Annotated in this window: 14 protein-coding genes; 6 read left to right on the top strand and 8 right to left on the bottom strand. The window is 74.7% G+C overall.

The window, feature by feature from the left end:
* The first annotated feature begins 2 nt into the window (after nt 1–2).
* Both FGI33_RS06290 and FGI33_RS06295 read left to right on the top strand, forming a co-directional pair.
* Nucleotides 3–2060, top strand: coding sequence for a glycogen debranching protein (locus FGI33_RS06290; protein ID WP_119435397.1), 2058 nt, complete (start codon nt 3–5; stop codon nt 2058–2060).
* A gap of 145 nt (nt 2061–2205) precedes the next feature.
* A complete protein-coding gene (locus FGI33_RS06295) occupies nt 2206–3501 on the top strand; it encodes an SGNH/GDSL hydrolase family protein (protein WP_237582401.1) in 1296 nt (431 codons plus the stop codon).
* A 39-nt stretch (nt 3502–3540) separates the two neighbouring features.
* Here the strand turns inward: FGI33_RS06295 and glgP are convergent, their stop codons facing one another.
* Nucleotides 3541–6096 carry an alpha-glucan family phosphorylase gene (gene glgP, locus FGI33_RS06300; RefSeq protein ID WP_119435172.1) on the bottom strand — a complete coding sequence of 852 codons (2556 nt, stop codon included), beginning with the start codon at nt 6094–6096 and terminating at the stop codon, nt 3541–3543.
* Nucleotides 6097–6558: 462 nt separating this feature from the next.
* Here glgP and FGI33_RS06305 point away from each other — a divergent pair, with 462 nt between their 5' ends.
* Nucleotides 6559–8787 carry an alpha-1,4-glucan--maltose-1-phosphate maltosyltransferase gene (locus FGI33_RS06305; protein WP_474198190.1) on the top strand — a complete coding sequence of 743 codons (2229 nt, stop codon included), beginning with the start codon at nt 6559–6561 and terminating at the stop codon, nt 8785–8787.
* The gene (glgB, locus tag FGI33_RS06310) at nt 8784–11354 is read left to right on the top strand and encodes a 1,4-alpha-glucan branching protein GlgB (protein WP_237582402.1); all 2571 of its coding nucleotides are present in this window, start codon (nt 8784–8786) and stop codon (nt 11352–11354) included. Before FGI33_RS06305 ends, glgB begins: the two co-directional genes overlap by 4 nt.
* 78 nt (nt 11355–11432) lie before the next feature.
* Here glgB and FGI33_RS06315 read toward each other — a convergent pair whose 3' ends face one another.
* Entirely contained in the window at nt 11433–12434 is a 1002-nt protein-coding gene (locus FGI33_RS06315; RefSeq protein ID WP_119435522.1) for a tetratricopeptide repeat protein, read from the bottom strand.
* Nucleotides 12431–14275, bottom strand: coding sequence for a DUF8094 domain-containing protein (locus FGI33_RS06320; protein WP_237582403.1), 1845 nt, complete (start codon nt 14273–14275; stop codon nt 12431–12433). The genes FGI33_RS06315 and FGI33_RS06320 overlap by 4 nt, the downstream gene beginning before the upstream one ends.
* 285 nt (nt 14276–14560) lie before the next feature.
* Here FGI33_RS06320 and FGI33_RS06325 point away from each other — a divergent pair, with 285 nt between their 5' ends.
* Together FGI33_RS06325 and FGI33_RS06330 are read left to right on the top strand one after the other, a co-directional pair.
* Nucleotides 14561–16318 (top strand): coiled-coil domain-containing protein, encoded by a 1758-nt coding sequence (locus tag FGI33_RS06325; RefSeq protein WP_237582404.1) that lies wholly within the window; start codon nt 14561–14563, stop codon nt 16316–16318.
* 45 nt (nt 16319–16363) lie between these two features.
* Nucleotides 16364–17422: an AI-2E family transporter gene (locus FGI33_RS06330; RefSeq protein WP_119435117.1), complete on the top strand. Its 1059-nt coding sequence runs from the start codon at nt 16364–16366 to the stop codon at nt 17420–17422.
* Between the two features lie 12 nt (nt 17423–17434).
* Here FGI33_RS06330 and FGI33_RS06335 read toward each other — a convergent pair whose 3' ends face one another.
* The 5 genes from FGI33_RS06335 to FGI33_RS06355 form a co-directional block, all read right to left on the bottom strand.
* A complete protein-coding gene (locus FGI33_RS06335) occupies nt 17435–18169 on the bottom strand; it encodes an alpha/beta hydrolase (RefSeq protein WP_119435116.1) in 735 nt (244 codons plus the stop codon).
* Nucleotides 18166–18462: a hypothetical protein gene (locus tag FGI33_RS06340; protein WP_045527577.1), complete on the bottom strand. Its 297-nt coding sequence runs from the start codon at nt 18460–18462 to the stop codon at nt 18166–18168. Before FGI33_RS06340 ends, FGI33_RS06335 begins: the two co-directional genes overlap by 4 nt.
* A gap of 35 nt (nt 18463–18497) precedes the next feature.
* On the bottom strand, nt 18498–20228 hold the full coding sequence (locus FGI33_RS06345) for a cation:proton antiporter (protein ID WP_237582405.1): 1731 nt from the start codon (nt 20226–20228) through the stop codon (nt 18498–18500).
* A 70-nt stretch (nt 20229–20298) separates the two neighbouring features.
* Nucleotides 20299–20919 carry a lytic transglycosylase domain-containing protein gene (locus FGI33_RS06350; RefSeq protein ID WP_237582406.1) on the bottom strand — a complete coding sequence of 207 codons (621 nt, stop codon included), beginning with the start codon at nt 20917–20919 and terminating at the stop codon, nt 20299–20301.
* A gap of 192 nt (nt 20920–21111) precedes the next feature.
* Nucleotides 21112–21657 carry a DivIVA domain-containing protein gene (locus FGI33_RS06355; RefSeq protein WP_119435247.1) on the bottom strand — a complete coding sequence of 182 codons (546 nt, stop codon included), beginning with the start codon at nt 21655–21657 and terminating at the stop codon, nt 21112–21114.
* Between the last annotated feature and the right edge of the window lie 9 nt (nt 21658–21666).

Below are 21666 nucleotides of genomic sequence, written 5' to 3' on the forward strand. Positions count from 1 at the left end.
GCATGCCGCGCCCCGGATCGCCCGTGCCCCTGGGGCTGACGCTCCACGACCAGGGCGGCACGCTGCGCGTCGTGAGCCACGGCGCGTCCGCCGTGGAGCTCACCGTCTCGGACGTCGACGATCCCCGCCGGGTGGTGGAGGTCGTGGCGATGGAGCGGGGCGACGAGGGCCTCTGGACGGGATCCAGCGCGCGGCTCGTCCCCGGCACCGCGTACTCCGTGCGCGTCGACGGCGACCCCGCCCCCGGCGACTCCTTCGACCCGACGCGGCACCTCCTGGATCCGTACGCCCGCGGCCTCGTGCAGGTGGGCCCCACCGCGTGGCGCTCGGTCGTCACGAGCGAGGTGCCCGCGGAGGAGCGGGCCGCCCGCCGCGCCTCCCGCCCCGTCGTGCCGCGCGACCGGCAGGTCGTCTACGAGCTGCACGTGCGCGGCTTCACGAAGACCGACGAGCGGCTGCCGGAGGAGCTCCGCGGCACGTACGCGGGCCTCGGGCACGCGACCACGGTGGAGCGCCTGGTCGACCTCGGGATCACGACGGTCGAGCTCCTGCCCGTGCACGCCTCCACGAGCGAGGAGCGGCTGCGCGCGCAGGGCCGGATCAACCACTGGGGCTACAACACGCTCGCCTACCTCGCGCCGCACGCGCCCTACGCCACGCGCCGGGCGCGGGACGCGGGGGCCGACGGGGTCGCGGCCGAGTTCCGGGCCATGGTCGACGCGCTGCACGCCGCGGGGATCCAGGTCGTGCTCGACGTCGTCTACAACCACACGGCGGAGGAGGGCGCCGACGGGCCGATCACGAGCCTCCGCGGCATCGACGGCTCGCGCTACTACCGGCACGCGCCGGACGGGACGCCCATCGACGTGACGGGCTGCGGCAACACGGTCGACCTGTCCCGGCCGGACGCGCAGCGCCTGGTGCTCGACTCGCTCGAGCACTGGTCCGACGTGATGGGCGTCGACGGCTTCCGCTTCGACCTCGCCGTCACGCTCGGCCGCGACGAGCGCGTGGACTTCGACCCCGCGCACCCGCTGCTGCGCGCCATCGTCGAGGACGAGGCGCTCGACGGCCTCCTGATGATCGCCGAGCCGTGGGACGTGGGCATGGGCGGCTGGCGCACGGGCGGGTTCGGATCCGGCTGGAGCGAGTGGAACGACGGCTACCGCGACCGCGTGCGCGACTTCTGGCTCGCCGACGTGGCCGAGGCCCGGCGCAGCGGCCGCGCGCCGAACGGGGTGGGCGCGCTGGCCTCCTGCCTCGCGGGATCCTCCGGCACCTTCGCCGCTGACCGCGGCCCGCTCGCCTCCGTCTCCTTCGTCACCGCGCACGACGGGTTCACGCTGGCGGACCTCACGTCCTACGACCGCAAGCACAACAGCGGCAACGGCGAGTCGAACCGCGACGGCACCGACGCGAACCGCTCGTGGAACCACGGCGTGGAGGGCCCGACGCGCGACGCCGCGATCCTCGCCGCCCGCAGGCGCACCTCGCGCAACCTGCTCGGAACGCTGCTCGTCTCCGCGGGGATCCCCATGATCACCATGGGCGACGAGCGCGGACGCACGCAGCGCGGCAACAACAACGGCTACTGCCTCGACAACGCGGCGACGTGGATGCGCTGGGACGAGGACGCGTGGCGGATGGACCTGGAGGCGACCACGCGCCACCTGCTCCGGATCCGGCGGGACAACCCGGCGCTCCGGCCGGTGCGCTACGCGGAGCCGGACGCGCGCGTGCCGAGCGCGTCGGTCCTCGCCTGGCGCGACGCGGACGGCGCGCCCATGACGGAGTCGGCCTGGCAGTCGCCGGGCACGCGCACGCTGCAGTGGATCACCACGTCGACCCCCGAGACCGAGGACCCGAGCTGCGTGCTCGTCGTCGTCCACGGGCAGGAGTCCCGGGCGACGGTGACGCTGCCGGAGCAGGACGGCGTGACCGCCTGGCGCCTCCTCTGGTCGAGCGAGTGGGAGCGGCCCGAGCTCGTGACGGCGTCCGACGCGCCCGGAGACCGCGTCGAGGTCGACGGCCCGGCCCTGCGGATCTACCGGGCCGGCTGACCGCGCCCCGACGGGGATGCGCCCGCCGCCCGACCCGGACGGGGGCCGCCGCGGGTTCGCGCGGCGCGGCGCTCGTGTGCTCTCCTGGAGGCGCCCGCACGATCCGCCGCGCACCGCCGCGCCCAGAACGACGAGGACGCCGCACATGACCGACGAGTCCCCCGCCCCGCCCGCGGACCGCCGCCGCACGCTCACCCGGCGCGCGCTCGTCGCCGGCGGCGGCCTCGCCGCGCTGTCCGCCGTCGCCGCCGTCGCGGGCTGCACCACGACGCCCCGCCCGGCCCCGCCCACCGCGGGCGCGACCGCCGCGCCGACGGCGGGCACCGGGGATCCCGCCGCGCCCGCCGTCACCGCGTCCGGCGGCCCGCCGATCGACCCCATGACCTACGCCCCCGACGACGCGCTCGCCGGCTTCTACGCCCTCCGGGACCAGGTCCGCGAGCGCCGCCTTGCGATCGGCGTGCTCGGCGACAGCATCACCGAGGGCCAGGGCGCGACCACGCTGCAGCACGCCTACCCCGCCCAGCTCCGCGACCGGCTGCGCGGCGCGTACCCGTCGGGCGCGCGCGGCGGCCTCGACTACGTCGCCTCGCGGCACCAGATCACCGTGCCCGCCGACCAGGGCTTCGCGTTCGCGGGGACGCCCGCCGCGGGCGGCCGGCACGGCTGGGGGCGCCGCGTGGTCGCGCTCACCGAGGCCGGGGGTCCCGGCACGTACGCCGCGCGCATGACCTCGGCGCGGGTGTGCTGGTGGGCGCCCGGCCTCGACGCGGCGATCACCGTGCAGGTCGACGACGGCGCGCCCGAGACGGTGCGCGCGGACGTCGGCGGATCCCTCACCTGGACGAGCCCGCCGCTCGAGTCCGCCGAGCACGCGATCACGGTCGCGTGGGCCGGCGGGAAGCCCGAGCTCGAGGGCGCCTGGCTCTTCGACGGCGACGAGGACCGCGGGATCCACGTCATCGAGGGCGGGAACTCCGGCTCGCAGCTCTGGCAGCTCTCGGAGCGGGCGCGTCCCGACGGCGTGAGCACGTGGATCCGCTCGGCCCCGCGCTTCGAGCTCGACCTCTGGATGCCCGAGCACCTCATCAACGACGTGGTCGTCCGCACGCCCGAGCAGGTGCGCTCCGACGCGGCCGTGCTCATCGAGCTGATCCGCACCACGAGCGAGGCGCCCATCCTCTTCACGCCGCCGTACGAGCGGACGACGCTCCCCATCCGCGGCACGACGTGGGCCGACTACATCAACGCGCTCCGGGATGCGGCGTCGGCGGATCCGCGGGCCGACGTCTTCGAGATCGGCGCGTACATCCCGCGCATGGTCGGCGAGGGCGCCTCCGACCCGTACGGCTGGATGGGGCCGGACAACCACCCGAACGACCGCGGCTATGCCCGCTTCGCCGAGGTGCTCGCCGCGAAGCTCCAGGCCACCCCGGCCTGATGCCGCGGGAGGCGCCCCGGGGGACGCCTCCCGCCCGCGTCAGACGGCGACCGCGACCAGCCCCGGCTCCGCGCTCGACGCCAGCAGCTCGTGCCGCGGCACCACGCGCACGGTGTAGCCGAACGGCCCCGCGCTCGCGAGCCGCACGGCGCCCGCGTACTCCTGCTGCCCGCCGGATCCGCCGACGGGCTCGAGCGCCTGCCGCACCACGTCCTGGAGCACGTCGCCCTCGCCCGTGCGCCCGTGCACGACCTCGACCGTCACGTCGTCCGCGCCGAGGCCGCCGAGCGCGACCCACGCGCGCACCCGCAGCTCGTCGCCGACCTGCGCCTGGTGCTCGACGCCCTCCGACTCGACGTGCGCGACCTGCACCGACGGCCACGCGGCGGCGACGCGTCCGCGCCACGCCGCCAGCTCGCGCGCCCGGGCGGATCCGTCCGCCGCGACGACGGCCTGCGCGCGGCCGGCCGGCACGTACAGCCGCTCGACGTACTGCCGCACCATCCGGTCGGCGCTCAGCTCGGGCGACAGCGTCCGGAGCGTGTGCCGGATGTCGCCGACCCATCCGACGGGCACGCCGTCCGCGTCGCGCTCGTAGAAGCGCGGCGCGATGCGGTTCTCGATGAGGTCGTACAGCGCCGTCGCCTCCATGGCGTCGCGCTCGGCGCCGTCGTGGGCGCGGTCGGCCGACGGGATCGCCCAGCCGTTGCCGCCGTCGTAGTACTCGTTCCACCAGCCGTCGAGGATCGACAGGTTGAGGGCGCCGTTGAGCGCCGCCTTCATGCCGGACGTGCCGCACGCCTCGAGCGGGCGCAGCGGGTTGTTGAGCCAGACGTCGGTGCCCGGGTAGAGCAGCTGCGCCATGCCGATGTCGTAGTCGGGCAGGAACACGAGCCGGCCGCGGATCCCCGGCTCGGCCGCGAACCGCACGAGCTCCTGGATGAGGCGCTTGCCCTCGTCGTCCGCCGGGTGCGACTTGCCCGCGACCACGATCTGCACGGGCCGGTCCGGGTCGGTGAGGATCCGGCGGAGGCGCTCCCGGTCGTGGAGCATGAGCGTGAGCCGCTTGTAGGTCGGCACGCGCCGGGCGAACCCGATCGTGAGCACCTCGGGGTCGAGCACGTCCTCGAGCCACGCGGGCTCCACCGCGCCCGGGTTCTGCTCGCGCCAGGCGCGCACGACGCGGCGGCGGGCGTCCTCGACGAGCTGGCGGCGCATCCGGCCGCGCACGTCCCAGAGGTCGCCGTCGCTCACGGCGGGCGACGACCAGTCGGCCGCCGTGGTGTCCCACGTGCCGAGGCGCTCGCGCGCGAGCGACATGAGCATCGGATCCGTCCACGTCGGCGCGTGGACGCCGTTCGTCACGCTCGTGATCGGCACCTCGTCGGTGTCGAACCCCGGCCAGAGACCGGCGAACATCCCGCGGCTGACCTCGCCGTGCAGCTGCGAGACGCCGTTGGCGCGCTGCGCGAGGCGGAGGCCCATGAGCGCCATGTTGAACACGTCGGGCGATCCGCCGTCGTGGGCCTCGGCGCCGAGCCCGAGCACGCGCTCCGGCGGGACGCCCGGCAGCAGCCGCTCCGTGACGTGCTGCCGCACGAGGTCGACGTCGAACCGGTCGATGCCCGCGGGCACGGGCGTGTGCGTCGTGAAGACCGTGCCGGCGCGCACCACCTGGAGCGCCTCGTCGAAGTCGAGGCCGTCGGCCATGAGGGTGGAGATCCGCTCGACGCCGAGGAAGCCGGCGTGGCCCTCGTTGGTGTGGAAGACGCGCGGGACGGGAGCGCCCGTGACGCGCGCATGCGCCGCGATGGCCCGCACCCCGCCGATCCCGAGCAGCAGCTCCTGGTGCAGGCGGTGCTCGCCGCCGCCGCCGTAGAGCCGGTCGGTGACGCGGCGGAGGTCCTCGTCGTTCTCGGTGACGTCGGTGTCGAGGAGGAGCAGCGGGATGCGGCCGACGCGGGCCTGCCAGATCCGCGCGTGCAGCGTGCGGTCGGCGGGCAGCTCGAGGGCGACGTGCACGGGCGCGCCGTCGGCGTCGCGCAGCACCTGCAGCGGGAGGCCGTCGGGGTCGAAGACGGGGTAGGTCTCCTGCTGCCAGCCGTCGGAGGAGATCCCCTGGCGGAAGTAGCCGGAGCGGTAGAAGAGGCCGACGCCCACGAGGGGGACGCCGAGGTCGGAGGCGCTCTTCAGGTGGTCGCCCGCGAGGATGCCGAGGCCGCCCGAGTACTGCGGGAGCGCGGCCGCGATGCCGAACTCCGGCGAGAAGTAGCCGATCGCCTCGGGCACGTCGTCGCCGAGCGACTGGTACCAGCGGGGCTCCCGGCAGTACGCGCGGAGGTCCTGCCGCTGCTCATCGGCCCACGCGACGAAGCCCTCGTCGGCCGCGAGCTCGCGGAGCCGGTCCTGGTCGACCGCGCCGAGCAGCGCGACCGGATCGTGGCCCGTCCCCTCCCAGAGCTCGGGGCTCACGTGCGCGAAAACGCGGCGGGTGGGCTCGTACCAGGACCATCGGAGGTTCCCGGCGAGCTCGTCCAGCGCGGACAGCTCCTCCGGGAGGACGGCACGGACGGTGAATCTGCGGATGGCCTTCACGGGACTCCCTCGGACCGGACGGCGGCGGGTGGACCCGCGCGGATGGCTCCCGAGCCTAGGGGCGCGGGGTGGCGGGCACCAGGGTCCTGCCCGCGCGTGGAGGTGCCGTGGCCGCGGGGCGCACGGGCGGTGACGCGCGGGCGTCGGGGATCCGCACGGCGTCCGACGCCGCCGCGGCGAGCGACAGCCGGACGGCGCACGGGCTACGGTCGAACAGTGACCACACCCCAGGACGGACCCGATCCCCTCCCCCGCCCGGTGCGCGGCCGTGCAGCCCGCAAGGCCGCCAAGGCCCAGAAGCTCCAGGACGCCCAGAAGCCGCCCGAGCCGCGGCCCCCGCTGATCCCCGAGGTGCCCGCGCCGACCCCTCCCGCTCCCGTCGCCGAGGCGCCCGAGCCGCAGCCGCCCGTCGCGACTCCGGCGCCCGTGGAGCCGACCGTGACCGAGGCGCCCGCAGCGCCCGTGGCCGCGGAGCCGACGCCCGAGCCGACCCCCGCCGCGTCGGCCACGGAGCCCGTCACCGCCGCGCCGTCCGCGCCCCGTCATGCGGCACCCGTCGCCGCGCCGGCGCCCGAGCCCGAGCGCCCCGTCGAGCCGACGCCGGCAGCCGAGCCGACGCCGGCAGCCGAGCCGACGCCGGCAGCCGAGTCGACGCCGGCCGCCGAGCCCGAGGACGACGACTACGTCCCCGTCATCGGCCGCATCCCGATCCTGTCGCTCACCCCGCAGATCGAGGACGACCTCTGGCCCGCCAAGAGCTTCGTCCACGACGTCGTGCCCTTCGGCGCGACGATCTTCCGCGAGGGCCACGACCTCATCGGCGCCGACGTCCTCCTCACCGACCCGACGGGCGCCGTCACCTCGCACCGCATGGCGCTCGACGCCACGAAGCCCGGCCTCGACCGCTGGATCGCCTCGGCCCAGCTCGAGACGCAGGGCGTCTGGACCTGGCGCGTGAGCGCGTGGTCCGACGACTTCGGCACGTGGCTGCACAACGCGGAGATCAAGGTCCCCGCGGGCCTCGACGTCGACGTGATGCTCGCCCTCGGCGCCGAGGCGCTCGAGCGCGCGGCCGCCGACGACGAGCGCGAGGACGCCGACCGCGAGCTGCTCCGCGCCGCGCTCGCGGGGATCGCCGACGCCGACGCGTCGCCCGCCGCGCGCCTCGCCGCCGCGACGACCCCCGAGGTCCTCGGCGCGATCGACCGCGTCCCCCTCCGCAGCCTGGTCACGCTCTCGCCGGAGCGCACGATCGTCGTCGAGCGCGAGCGCGCGGCCGTCGGATCCTGGTACGAGTTCTTCCCCCGCTCCGAGGGCGCGGTCGAGCACGAGGACGGCTCCTGGACGAGCGGCACGTTCGCCACCGCCGCCCGCCGCCTCCCCGCGATCCGCGACATGGGCTTCGACGTCGTCTACGTCCCGCCGGTGCACCCCATCGGCCGGACCAACCGCAAGGGCCCGAACAACACGCTCACCGCGGGGCCCCACGACCCGGGCTCGCCGTACGGCATCGGCTCGGCCGACGGCGGGCACGACAGCATCCACCCGGAGCTCGGCACGGTCGACGACTTCCGCGAGTTCGTGGCCGCGGTCGCCGACCACGGCATGGAGCTCGCCATCGACATCGCGCTCCAGGCCTCGCCCGACCACCCCTGGGTCACGACGCACCCGGAGCTGTTCACGACGCTGCCCGACGGCTCCATCGCCTACGCGGAGAACCCGCCGAAGAAGTACCAGGACATCTACCCGCTCAACTTCGACAACGACCCCGAAGGCTCGTACCGCGAGATGCTCCGGGTCATGCGCGTGTGGCTCGGCCTCGGCGTGAAGATCTTCCGCGTCGACAACCCGCACACCAAGCCGCTCGTGTTCTGGGAGCGCCTCATCCACCAGGTGATGCGCGACGAGCCCGACGCGATCTTCCTCAGCGAGGCGTTCACGCGCCCCGCGATGATGCGCACGCTCGCCAAGATCGGGTTCCAGCAGTCGTACACCTACTTCACCTGGCGGAACACGAAGAAGGAGCTCGAGGAGTACCTCACCGAGGTGAGCCACGAGACGAGCGACTACCTGCGCCCGAACTTCTTCGCGAACACGCACGACATCCTCACGCCGTACCTGCAGTTCGGCGGGCGGGCCGCGTACCGGATCCGCGCCGCGATCGCCGCGACCGCGTCGCCGTCGTGGGGCATCTACTCGGGCTACGAGCTGATCGAGAACGTCGCGCGCCCCGGCGCCGAGGAGAACATCGACAACGAGAAGTACGAGTACAAGCCGCGCGACTGGGCCCGCCAGGAGGAGCTCGGCGGATCCATCGCGCCGGAGATCACGCGCCTCAACGAGATCCGCCGTGAGCACCCCGCGCTCCGCCAGCTGCGGAACCTCGACGTGCACTGGAGCGACGACGACTCGATCCTCGTCTACTCCAAGCACCTCGCGGCCGAGCACACCGGCACGGGCGAGGCCGACACGATCCTCGTGGTCGCCAACGTCGACCCGCACTCGGCGCGCGAGACCCAGGTCTACCTCGACCCGACCCGCTTCGGCCTCGCCGAGGACGCCGTGTTCGACGTCGAGGACCTCCTCACGGGCGACGTCTACACGTGGTCGACCTCCAACTTCGTCCGGCTCGACGCGTTCACGCACCCCGTGCACGTGTTCCGGGTCCACCCGACCGCATCGAAGGGATGACGGACATGACCGACACCACCCCCGCGCACGACCCCCAGGACGAGCCGACCGGCGCCGACGTCGTCGTACCGCCGGCCGCCGACGCCGACCCCGAGCAGGGCGCCGACGTCGCCGTGCCCGCGGCCGACGACGTCCCCGCCGAGGAGGCGCCCGCCTCCGCCTCCGACCCCATCCGCCTCCCCGAGGTCGCCGACCACGACCTGCGCGCCGTCGCCGAGGGCGTCCACTCCGGACCGCACTCGGTCCTCGGCCAGCACCCGGTCGCGATCGACGGCGTCGGCGACGACCTCGTCGTCGTCCGGGCGCTGCGCCCGCTCGCCGAGGCCGTCTCGGTGGTCCTCTCCACGGGCGCCCGCGTCGCCCTCGCCCATGTGGGCCACGGCGTCTGGCAGGGCGCGCACGTGCTCGGCCTGCAGGACTACCAGGTCGAGGCGCGCTACTCCGACGGCGGCACCTGGACGAGCGACGACCCGTACCGCTTCCTCCCCACCGTCGGCGACCTCGACCTGTACCTCTTCGGCGAGGGCCGCCACGAGCGCCTCTGGGACGTCCTCGGCGCCCACCACCGCGAGCACTGGGGCGTCGCGCGGACGTACCAGGGCGTCTCCTTCGCCGTCTGGGCGCCGCACGCCCGCGCCGTCCGCGTCATCGGCGGCTTCAACGGGTGGGACGGCGTGCAGCACTCGATGCGCCGCCTCGACGGCAACGGCGTCTGGGAGCTCTTCGTCCCGGGCGTCGAGCCGGGCGTCTCGTACAAGTTCGAGATCCTCACGCAGGCCGGGCAGTGGATCGAGAAGGCGGACCCGATGGCCCGCATGACCGAGGTCCCGCCCGCCACCGCCTCGCGCGTCGAGACGAGCGACTACCAGTGGGACGACGCCGCGTGGCTCGAGCAGCGCGCCCAGCGCGACCCGCACGACTCCCCCATGAGCGTGTACGAGATGCACCTCGGATCCTGGCGCCCCGGCCTCGGCTACCGCGAGGTCGCCGGCGAGCTCGTCGCCTACCTCCAGGAGCTCTCCTACACGCACGTCGAGTTCCTGCCGCTCGCGGAGCACCCGTTCGGCGGATCCTGGGGCTACCAGGTCTCCGGCTACTACGCGCCCACCTCGCGGTTCGGCTCCCCCGACGACCTCAAGTTCCTCATCGACACCCTGCACCGCGCGGGCATCGGCGTCATCGTGGACTGGGTCCCGGCCCACTTCCCGAAGGACGCCTTCGCGCTCGCTCAGTTCGACGGCCAGCCGCTCTACGAGCACACCGACCCGCGACGCGGCGAGCAGCAGGACTGGGGCACCCTCGTCTTCGACTTCGGCCACTCGCAGGTCCGCAACTTCCTGGTCGCGAACGCGCTGTACTGGTTCGAGGAGTTCCACATCGACGGCCTGCGGGTCGACGCGGTGGCCTCGATGCTGTACCTCGACTACTCCCGCGAGGAGGGCCAGTGGCTGCCGAACGTGCACGGCGGCCGCGAGAACCTCGAGGCGATCTCGTTCCTGCAGGAGGTCAACGCCACGGCGTACCGCACCCACCCCGGCATCGTGATGATCGCGGAGGAGTCCACGAGCTTCCCCGGCGTCACCCGCCCCACGAGCGACGGCGGCCTCGGCTTCGGGCTCAAGTGGAACATGGGCTGGATGCACGACACGCTCGACTACACGGCGGTCGACCCGATGTACCGCGCGTACCACCACGGCCAGATCACGTTCTCGATGGTCTACGCGTACACGGAGAACTTCCTCCTCCCCATCAGCCACGACGAGGTCGTGCACGGGAAGGGCTCGCTCGTCGGCAAGATGCCGGGCGACCACTGGCAGAAGCTCGCCAACGTGCGCGCCTACCTCAGCTTCATGTGGTCGCACCCCGGCAAGCAGCTGCTCTTCATGGGCCAGGAGTTCGGGCAGCCGTCCGAGTGGAGCGAGGAGCGCGGCCTGGACTGGTGGATCCTCGACCAGCCCGTGCACCGCGCCCTGTTCGACCTCGTCGGGTCGCTCAACCGGACGTACATCGACACGCCCGCGCTGTGGGCGCTCGACAACGACCCCGCCGGCTTCGAGTGGATCGACGCGGGCGACGCCGGGCGCAACGTGCTCGCGTTCCTCCGTCGTGACCGCGAGGGCAACCAGGTCGCCGTCGTGCACAACTTCTCCGGCGCGCCCATCTCTGGCTACCGGCTGGGGCTGCCGCAGGCGGGCGTGTGGGAGGAGATCCTCAACACGGACGCCGAGCAGTTCGGCGGATCCGGCGTCGGCAACCTCGGCGCCGTCCACGCGGGCGACGAGGGCTGGCACGGCCGTCCCGCCTCGGCGGAGCTGACGCTGCCGCCGCTCGCCGGCCTCTGGCTGCGGCTGCGGCAGGACCCGGCGGACCTCCGTCCGGTCGAGGCGCCCGCGCACGCGGCGCCCGACGCGGACGAGTCCCGCGCCGACGGCACGCCGTTCGCCGAGGCGAGCGCGGCGCCCGTGCTCCCCCAGTCGCCCGACGCGCAGCCGCCCGTCGAGGGGCTGTCCGCGACGGACGACGCCCCCGGCTCGGACGACGGCACCCCGCGGGTGCCCACGGTCTGACCGCACCGCACCGCGCATGACGACGGCGCCGCACCCCGGGAGGGATGCGGCGCCGTCGTCGTCGTGGCGGGACGCGCGTCAGTAGAGCAGGCGCGTGAGGCGGCGTCGCGCGACCGCGACGCGCGGGTCCTCGAGCCCCACGACCTCGAAGTGCTCGAGCAGGCGCTGGCGCACGGCCTCACGGCCGTCGGCGTCGAGCGACGGGAACAGCGTGAGGAGCCGGTCGAAGGCGTCCTCGACGTGACCGCCGGAGAGGTCGAGGTCGGCGACGAGCAGCTGCGCGTCGACGTCCTCCGGGGCGGAGGCGGCGGCGCTGCGGACAGCGTCCGCCGCCGTGCCGGCGAGCCGGTGCAGCAGGCTCACCTGCGCGAGGCCGGCGACCGCGAGGGCGTCGCGCGGGTTCTGCGCGATGGCCGTGCGGTACTCGGCCGCGGCGGACGCGTAGTCGCCCTGCTCGATGAAGGCGTAGGCCTCCGCGTGGTGGGGCGGCAGGGGCTCCTCGACGGGCGCGGCGGGCTCGGCGGATCCGCCGGGGGCCACGGCCTGCCCGGTCACGCCGTTCTGCTGCGCGAGCTCCAGCACCTGCTGGATGACGTCGAGCACCTGGTCCTCGGGGATCACGCCCGCGAACAGGCCCACGGGACGACCGCCGATGAGCGCCGCGACCGTCGGGACGGTCTGCGCCTGGAACGCCTGGCCGAGCTGCGGGCTCTGGTCCACGTCGATGCGGACGAGCAGCACGCGGCCCGCCTGCGCGGTGACGACGCGCTCGAGCACGGGAGACAGCTCCCGGCTGGAGGCGAGGCCCGTCGAGACGAGCTCGACGATCACGGGCACCACGGACGAGATGTCGAGGAACTGCGTGAAGGACGCGTCGTCGGCCGCGAGCACGAGGCCCGGGACGTCGACCGTCTGCCGGGCGCCGGGCGCACCGGCCGCGGGGGCGACGCCCGGGGCGGCGGGCGCGCCGGCAGCGGCAGCCCCGCCCGCGGGCGCAACCGGCGCCTGGGCCCGGTTCACGAGCGAGGAGAGGTCGACGGCGCCGCGGAGGCTCGCGGCGGAGGGGGGCACGTTCGTCATGGGAGCTCCTTGGCCGAGGTGATGTGGGTGCTGGACGCGTAGAGGCGGATCTTCTCGCCCGAGTTCACGGGCGGGACGTACATGAGCATCTGCGCCGTGCGGACGGTGTCGAAGCCCTTCGCCGAGTCCGTGAGCCCGGTGATCGCCTGGACCTCCGGGTTCGCGTTGACCTTCGCGCCCTCGGCGGTGGGCTTCGCGACGATGCCGAGCTGGACCGTGACGCTCACGAGCGCCCCGGACTCCACGGTCGACATCGCCACGGGCGTCGCCGTGTCCGCCGTGGCCGCGAACTCCACCGAGCCGGTCTCGCCGATCGACGCCGGGAAGTCGACCTTGCGCTTGGCGTCCTGCGCGCGCACGCCGTCGTCGGTCGGGTCGAAGAGGTCGGCGTACTCGCTGTCGTCGCCCTTGTTGAGGACGTCGGCGTAGGCCGCGGAGAGCTGGTCCGGCTGGAGGGCCAGGAGCTTCACGTCCGCCGCGAGCCGCGCCGCGCCGATCGCGGCGGGGGCCACGTCCGGGAGCGCCGCCGTGGTGGAGATGGGCATGACGTACAGCACGCGGTAGTTGTCGCGCGGGCTGTCCTGCACGAGGGTGAGCGACAGCGTGGGCGCGTCGTCGGTGTCGGGGTCCTTCACGACCGCCGCGACGGTGCGCGGCCAGGCGAGCGTCGCCTGCGGCAGGGTCAGCTGGAGGTCGCCCGTGGGGATGGAGGGGACCGGCGTCGCATCCGGCTTCGCCTTGCGCACCTGGTAGTCGGACGTGCGCTCCTGCAGCGCCGGGCCGGCGAAGCGCGGCGTCAGCGTGGCCGCGTCGAGGGACTGGTCGGCCGCGGTCGCGACCTCGGAGACGCGGGACACGATGCGCGCGGCCTGGTCCTCGGTGACGACGGGCGGATCCGCGTCCTCGGCCTCGCGGGCGGCGTCGAGCGAGGAGGTGGGGGTGGGCGTGGCGGTGGAGGCCGCGCCCGCCGCGATGTCGGCCGGCGCGCCCTGGGCGGTGCAGCCGCTCAGCGCGAGGCCGGTGACGACGAGGACGGGCAGCGCGATCATGCCTCGACGACCGCGGCCCTTGGGCGCAGCGGGAGCGGCCCCGGTCCCGGCGGTGAGGGCCGCGCGCCGGGCGGCCGGGCCGATCCGCGGGATGCGCGGGCCGCCGCGCGGCGGGAGGTTGCGGCGCGGTCCGCGGCTGCGGCGCAGGTGGCGGAGCGCCAGGAGGTAGAGGACGAGCCCGAGGACGAGCAGCGCGATGCCGCCGACCACGAGCGGGACGACCCAGGGCGACTCGCCCTCGGACGGCCACGAGAGCGCGACGTCGGCCGGAGCGGCGGCCTGGCCGTCGGTCGCGAGGATGAGGCTGACGTCGGCCGGGAGCCGCGTGCTGAGCTCGACCTCGCCCTGGCCGGTCTGCTCGGACAGCCAGAGGTCGGATCCGCGGGGATCGGTCACCGTGGGCTCCGCCTCGGCGGTGGTCCCCGACGCGTCGGCCGTGGGGCTCGGCGTGGGGGTCGGCGTGGTCGCCTCCGGCTGCACGACCTGGCTCGTCAGCGCGCCCTGCTCGTCCATCGCGATCCGCGTGTAGGGGCTGCTGCCCACCCACGCCTCGACGTCGACGGTGGGGCCGTAGGCCGCGAAGACCTCGCCGTCGCCGCGGACGACCGTGTCCTGCAGGCCGGGGTGCGCGTTGAGCGTCTCCCCGTCGACGATCGTGTAGGCGGCGCCGCCGGCGGACGACGTGGCCGCCGTGATGCGGTCGGGTCCCGCCAGGAACGTGTGCTGGGCGATCCCCAGCCCGATCATGAGGGCCGCGACCACGAAGGTCGCGATCGCCAGGACGAATCGCACGGGTGTCTCCTCTCGTGTCGTCGCGGGCGGCGGCCGCATGCGCGGCGGTCGGGGTGCCGACCGCGACGGCCGACGAGCACGGGTGCTCTCGCGACGGATCCGCCGTGCTCCGGGCGGACCGGCGGCGGACGACGACATCGAAGGATACCGGACGACCCTGGGAGCGCCTCCTCCGCGGGCCGCCGGGACCGGGTCGCCCGCCGGGGCGCGGGGGCCCGACTCGGTAGGATCGCCTCCTGCCGCGCCCCGCCCGGCGTCCGCGAGCCGCCCGCGAAGGAGTCCCCCGTGCCCCACGACGACACGCCGTTCAGCCCCGCCATGCGCGGCTACAACCGCGACGAGGTCGATCGGGCCGTCGCCGACCTGCGCCGCGAGCTCATCCGCTCCAACCAGCAGGGCGCGGAGCTGCGGGCGGAGGCCGAGCGCCTCCGCCGCAGCGAGCAGGAGCTGCGCGACGAGCTGGACGAGGTCGGCAGCCCCACGTTCGCCGGGCTCGGCACCCGGCTCGAGGCCACCCTCCGCGTCGCCGAGGAGCAGTCCACCCGGCTGGTCGCCCAGGCGGACGCGGACGCCGCCCGGCTCCGCCGCGCCACGCAGGAGGAGACGGACGCCCAGCGCGCCGAGGCCGAGGCGACCGCTCGCCACCTCGTCGACTCCGCGCGGGCCCAGGCCGCCCACATCCTCGACGCCGCCCGCCGCGAGGCCGACGACCTGGGCGAGCGCGCCGACGACCGCGCCGAGGGCCTCCGCAGCGACGCCGAGCGCGAGGCCGCCGCCCTCCTCCTCCGCACGCGCACCGAGGTGGCCGACCTCCGCGCCACGGCCCTGCGCGACACCGACGCCCAGCGCGCCGAGGCGGCCCGCGAGGTCGCGGAGCTGCGCGCACGCGTCGACCGCGAGACCGACGAGGCCCGCCGCGACGCCGCGGACCTCGCCCGCGAGACCGTCCTCGCCCGGGGTGCGCTCGAGCGCGAGCTCGCCGACGCGCGCGCCCGCCACGACGAGTCCGTCGCCGAGGAGCGCGCCGACCTCGACCGCGACGTCCGGGAGACCGAGGACCGCCTCCGGCTCGACGAGGAGACCCGGCGGATCGCCCTCGCCCAGCTCGACGAGCAGACCCGTGCCGACCTCGACCGCGAGATCGAGCAGGCGCGCACCGACTGGGACCGGGACCTGCAGGCGTCGCGCGACGACTTCGACCGCCGGATCCTGGCGGAGCGCACCGCGTTCGACCGCGACGTGGAGGAGACCCGCGCGGCCCTCGAGCGCGAGATCGCCGAGACCCGCGAGGCGCTCGACCTCGAGGTGGCGTCCGCGCGCGCGGAATTCGCCCGCGACGTCGACGAGGCCCGCACCGACCTCGCCCGCGACATCGCGCAGGGAACCGAGCGCCTGGAGCGCGAGACCCGGACGACGCGCGCCCAGCTCGAGCTCGAGGCCGTGACAGCGCGAGCCGCCCTCGAGCGCGAGGTCGCCGAGGCCGAGGCGCTGGAGGCCGACCGCCGCGAGGCCGAGCGCCTGCGGCTCGAACGCGAGGCGGCCGAGACGCGCCGCGAGATCCGGGCCGAGGCCGACGAGGCGCGCCTGCTGCTCAGCCGGGAGATCGAGCAGGGCCACCTCGACCTCGACGCCGAGATCACGGCCCGCCGCGACCACGACGCGCGCGACGCCGCCGACCGCCAGCGCGATGCAGCCGATCGCACGGCCGCCTACCTCGGCGAGGCGGAGGCGCGGCTGCAGGAGGTCACGGCGCTCCTCGCCGCCACGCGCGAGGAGGCGGAGACCCTCGCCGTCGAGAGCCGCGATGCCGCGCGCCAGGTCCGCGAGGACGCCGACCACGACGCCCGCGCCGCCTTCGCCGACGCCGAGCGCCGATCCCGCGAGACCGTGGCCGACGCGGAGCGCCGCGCGCGCGAGACCGTCGCCGACGCGGAGGAGCGCCTGGACCGCATTAGGATCGAGCGCGAGGCGGTGGCCGCGTACCTCGAGAACGTCCGCGGCGTGCTGACCCAGGCGGACGACGCCTCCTCCGACGACGACTAAGACCGCACCGCGCGCTCCGCGCGTGCCCACTCGGAGGCCCACGACGTGAAGATCCAGAACCCCTACCGCCTCGGCCTCCTGGCCGGCCTCGGCGTGCTCACCGCGCTCGTCATCGGCGGCGCGCTCGTCTCGCTCGGCACGGTCCTCACGTACGTGGGCACGGCCATCTTCCTGGCGCTCGGCATCGACCCGCTCGTGACGTTCCTCGAGCGGAAGGGCGTGCCGCGCCCGGTCGCCATCCTCGTGATCTTCCTCGTGCTGCTCGGCTCGCTCGCGGGCGTGCTGCTGGCGGTCATCCCCGTCGTCGTGAACCAGGCGAGCGCCCTCGTCACGCAGATCGTGCAGTACGCGCAGAGCGTGAGCGGCGACCAGTTCATCGAGAACCTGCAGTCGTTCGTGCCGCGCGAGGTCTTCGACGTGCAGAGCGGCGCGGACCAGCTCATCCAGTACCTCTCCAACGCGTCGAACGTCGCCGCCATCACGGGGAACGTCATCACCGTCGCCTTCACCATCGGCAACTTCCTGTTCGGCCTGGTGATCGTCGTGATCCTCACCATGTACTTCACGGCCTCGCTCAACTCGTTCAAGAGCGGCCTCTACAAGCTCGTGCCGGCCACCCGCCGCGCGCGCTTCGCCGACATCGCCGAGCAGATCACGCAGTCGGTCGGCCGCTACGTGATGGGCCAGGTCGGCCTCGCGCTCTGCAACGGCGTCCTCAGCTTCGTCTACCTCAGCATCGTGGGCGCCGCGCTGCCGGCGGTCTGGGCGTTCATCGCGTTCCTGTTCTCGCTGCTGCCGCTCGTGGGCACGATCACCGGCTCGGCGCTCATCGTGCTCGGCCAGATCGTGCTGCTGCCCGAGTCGATGAACACGTGGATCGCCGTGGCCGTCTACTACCTCGTCTACATGCAGATCGAGGCGTACGTCCTCAGCCCGAACATCATGAACCGCGCCGTGAAGGTGCCCGGCGTCGTCGTGGTCATCGCGGCGCTCACGGGCGGCACCCTCCTCGGCGTGCTCGGCGCGCTCATCGCGGTGCCGGTCGCCGCCGCGGTGCTGCTGATCATCCGCCAGGTCGCCGTCCCGCTCCAGAACGAGCGCTGACCGCGCGTCGGATCAGCGCGCGGTCGGCCACTCGGTCGGCAGCGGCAGCGCCGCGGGATTCACCGTGCGCACGATCTCGGTGAGGACGCGCGAGACCTGCGACTCCCCCACCCAGAGGTGCTTGGCGCCGTCCACGGCGATCAGCTCCGCCTCCGGCACGGACGCGAACCGCTCGCGCGCCTCGGCCGGCTGCAGGAAGTCGTCGTGCTCGGGCACGAGGATCACGAGGCGGCGCGGGTCGCCGTGCCACGCGGCCACCTCGTCGGCGGTCGCGCGGTGCAGCGGCGGCGACAGCAGGATCGCGCCCTCGACGGGGTGCTGGCGACCGTGCTTGAGGGCGATCTCCGTGCCGAAGGACCAGCCGACGATCCAGGGAGCGGGGAGGCCGCGCGCCGCCACGAGGTCCATGGCGGCGGCGAGGTCGAGCCGCTCCGCGTCCCCGCCGTCGAAGGCGCCCTCGCTCGTGCCGCGGGCGGACGTCGTGCCGCGCGTGTTGAACCGCAGCACCGCGAGGCCGGCCATCGCGGGCAGGCGCAGCGCCGCCTTGCGGAGCACGTGCGAGTCCATGAAGCCGCCCGCCGTGGGCAGCGGGTGCAGTGTCACGAGCGTCGCCACCGGATCCCGGTCCGCGGGCAGCGCGAGCTCCCCCACGAGCCGCAGGCCGTCGGCGGTCGTGAGCTCGACGTCCTCGCGCCTGGCGGGCAGCTCGGTGGAGCTCGTGATGGGGCGGGGCGCGGCGTCCGTCATGAGACCTTCCAGCAGTGGGTGTGCCAGTGGCGGCGGGCGGCGAGGTCGCTCTGCTCGCCCATCATGCCGTCGGCGCGCCAGGCCACGACGTGCGCGTGGCCGGGCTCGATGTCGAGGGTGCAGCCGGGGCAGCGGTAGACCTTGAGGGCACGCGCCGCCGACACGGGCTGCACGTTCCAGACGCGGCCCCGCCGCGTCTCGGTGTGCTGCGAGCCGCTGAGGAGGCGCGTCAGCACGTCCTCGTCGTCCTCCTGGCGCGCGCGTCTCCCCCGGGGTCGATTGCTGCGCGGCATGTTCCGATCCTAGGCGGCGCGACGCACGCGTCCGGTCAGCCGGCGTCCGCCTGGCGGCCGAGGCGCGCCTCCTCCTGGTCCAGCATGCGCTGCGCGCGGGCGAGCACGCGCGACGGGTGCTCCCCCGTGCCGCGGGCCTCGAGCAGGGCCGCGCGCTCGGCGTCGAGGACGTGCCGCCGGAGCAGGAGGTACGCCGCCCGCGGGCTCAGCGGTGCGTCGTCGTCCGCCGCCATCGCGTCGGCGCGCTCGGTCACCCACTCGGCTTTCATCGCCGTGTCGCGGCGCACGCGCTCGACGACCTCGTCGTCCACGACCGTCCCCTCGGGCAGCTGCCGCACGCCCTCGTCGACCGCGCGGATCCCGGCGTCGGCCAGCTCCCGGACGAGCGCCGCGAGCTGCCGCTGGTCCTCCACCGCGTCGCTGCCGCGGATCCCGCTCAGCCGGATGACCGCGGGCAGCGTGCCGCCGTTGACGAGCAGGGACACGATCGCGACCGTGAACGCGATGAGCACGAGCTGCGCGCGGTACGGGGTCCCCGACGGCAGCGACTGCGCGGCCGCGAGCGTCACCACGCCGCGCATCCCCGCCCAGCCGAGCACGAGTCCGCCGCGCCACCCGAGCCCCTGCGAGCGGAGGGCCTGCAGGTCGGCGCGGCGACGTCGGAGGATCCGCGCGGCCGCCCGCTCCCGCCGCGAGGGCCGGTCGTCGCCGCGCTCCCGCCGGAGCCGCTCGAGCCCTCGCCTGACCCGGCGCGTGCGCGCCGCGACGTGCTCCTCGTGGCGCCGCAGCCCCAGCAGCAGCGGGACCAGGAAGCCGAAGCGGATCAGGGTCAGGACGACGAGCGTGAGCGCCCCGTACGCCACCGCGGTCCCCACGCCGAGGTCCGCCTCGTGCACCTCGTCGATGATGTCGCGGAGCTCCAGCCCCATCACCAGGAAGACGCCGTTCTCCAGCAGGAAGAGCACGGTGCGCCAGTTCAGCCGCTCGTTGATGCGCGACTGCGCCGACAGCGTCGACGCGCTCCGGTGCCCGGACCAGATGCCCGCGGCCACCACGGCGAGCACGCCCGACGCCCCGACCTCCTCCGCGGGGATGAAGGCCACGAACGGCACGGCGAAGGAGATCGCGGTGTCGAGGACGGGATCGTCGAGCCGTCGCCGCACCTCGGTGGTGACGATGCCGACGGCGATGCCGATGCCGAGGGCGCCCACCGCGGAGAGCACGAAGCCCCCGGCGGCCTGCCACAGGTCGACGGACGCGCCCACGGCCGCGATCGAGGTGCGCAGCAGCACGAGCGCCGTCGCGTCGTTGACGAGGCCCTCCCCTTCGAGGACGGTCACGAGGCGCGGCGGCAGGCCGAGCCGACGGGCGATGCTCGTGGCGGCCACGGCGTCGGGCGGGCTGACGACGGCGCCGAGCGCGAGGGCGCCGGCGTACGACAGGTGCGGGAAGAGCGCGTAGAGGAGCAGGCCGATCCCGAAGGCCGACACGAGCACCAGGACCACCGAGAGGCTGACGATCGTCCGGAGGTTCCGCCGGAGGTCCACGAGCGGGACGGTGACGGCGGCGCCGTACAGCAGGGGCGGGAGGACGCCCGCGAGGATCAGCTCGGGCGGCACCTCGACCGGGGGCACGCCGGGGAGGTACGAGATCGCGACTCCGACGAGGACCAGCACGAGCGGCGTGGCGACGCCGATGCGCCGCGCGAGGAGCGTGACGGACACCAGGGTCGCGATCCCGGCGACGCCGAGAGCCGCGTAGTCCATGCTCCGAGGCTAGCCCGGCGCGGAGGGCACCCCGCGCGGCGTCGCCGTCCGGCCGAGACCGGCGCGGGGGTCAGTACCAGTTCTTGAGGACGCTGTGCGCCTTCGCGCCGCACGGGGAGCCGTAGCGCGAGTCGATGTAGCCAAGGCCCCAGGTGATCTGCGTGGCCGGGTTGGTCTGCCAGTCGGCGCCCGCCGATGCCATCTTGCTGCCGGGCAGGGCCTGCGGGATGCCGTAGGCGCCGCTGGGGTTGTAGGCGTTCACCCGCCAGCCGGACTCCTTGGTCCAGAGGTAGTCGAGGCACGCGTACTGGTCGTCGCCCATGCCCTGCGAGGCGAGGATGCTGCGGGCGATGCCCTTGGCGCTGCCGGGATCCGGGATCGCGATGGCACCACCACCGCTGGAGCCGGACGACTTCGCGGAGGAGCCGGAGCCGGACCCGGTGGCCGGCGTGGACTCCACGACGGGCGGCGGGGGCGGCGGGGCCGCGACGGACTCGAAGCCGGGCTCGATCTCGACCGCGGTGTCGGCCGTGGCGACCGTGAGGGACTGGGCGTCGGCCCGGGCCAGCTGCGCGACGGTGGTCTGGTACTCCTGGTACTGCGGGTTCGCGACCGCGCCGGACGTGGGATCCACGACGTTGACGAGCATGAACGCGGCGGCGGCGCCGAACGCGATGGTGGGGGCGGCCACGCGCGAGAACGCGGAGCGCCGTCGCGGGACGGCCCTCGGAGCGGTCGTGAGCGGCTGGCGAGGAGCGAGTGCGTTCGTGTGTCTACCCATGGCTCCGGACGACTTTACCCAACCGTTACCCGGATGGCGACCCGCGACGCGGATCGGGGGCGTCCTGCCAGGCGGATCGCATGGGGAGGAGGGGCCGACGGATCAGCGGACGGCGTTCATCACGTCGATGACGGCGTCCAGCAGGAGGTCGACCTGGGCCTCGCGGTATCCGCCGCGGCGCGGGTGGAAGGCCACGGTGCGCACGTCGTCGACGCTCATGGGCTTGGTGCCGCGGAAGTACTTCGCCACGCGGTCCGCGAAGCGGTCCACCTCCCGGCGGTCGTACCCGGTGGTCAGGAACCCGGCGCGGTCGAAGCGCTCCCCCGCGGGCCGGCTGACCCGGTCGAGGATCTCCTGCGCGGCGCGCCTCGCCTCGGCGTTCCAGGCCTCGGCGCCGACGCGGGCCACCGTGCGGTCACGCTCCCGCACCGCGAACGCGTCCTCCAGGCGCTCGAGCACCCGGTCCACCGCGGCGGCCGAGTAGCCCCCGCGGCGCATGTCGAAGGACACCCGGCGGATCGTCTCGGAGGTCAGCGACCGGTCGGCCTCGTCGTCGTAGCAGCGACGCGCGTCGCGCAGGAAGGCGTCGACCTGGTCCGGGTCGTAGCCGCGCTCGCGGCGCCCGGCGCTCGGGAAGGTGGTGGTCATCCGGGACAT

Source organism: Clavibacter phaseoli (genome assembly GCF_021922925.1).
Classification (GTDB): domain Bacteria; phylum Actinomycetota; class Actinomycetes; order Actinomycetales; family Microbacteriaceae; genus Clavibacter; species Clavibacter phaseoli.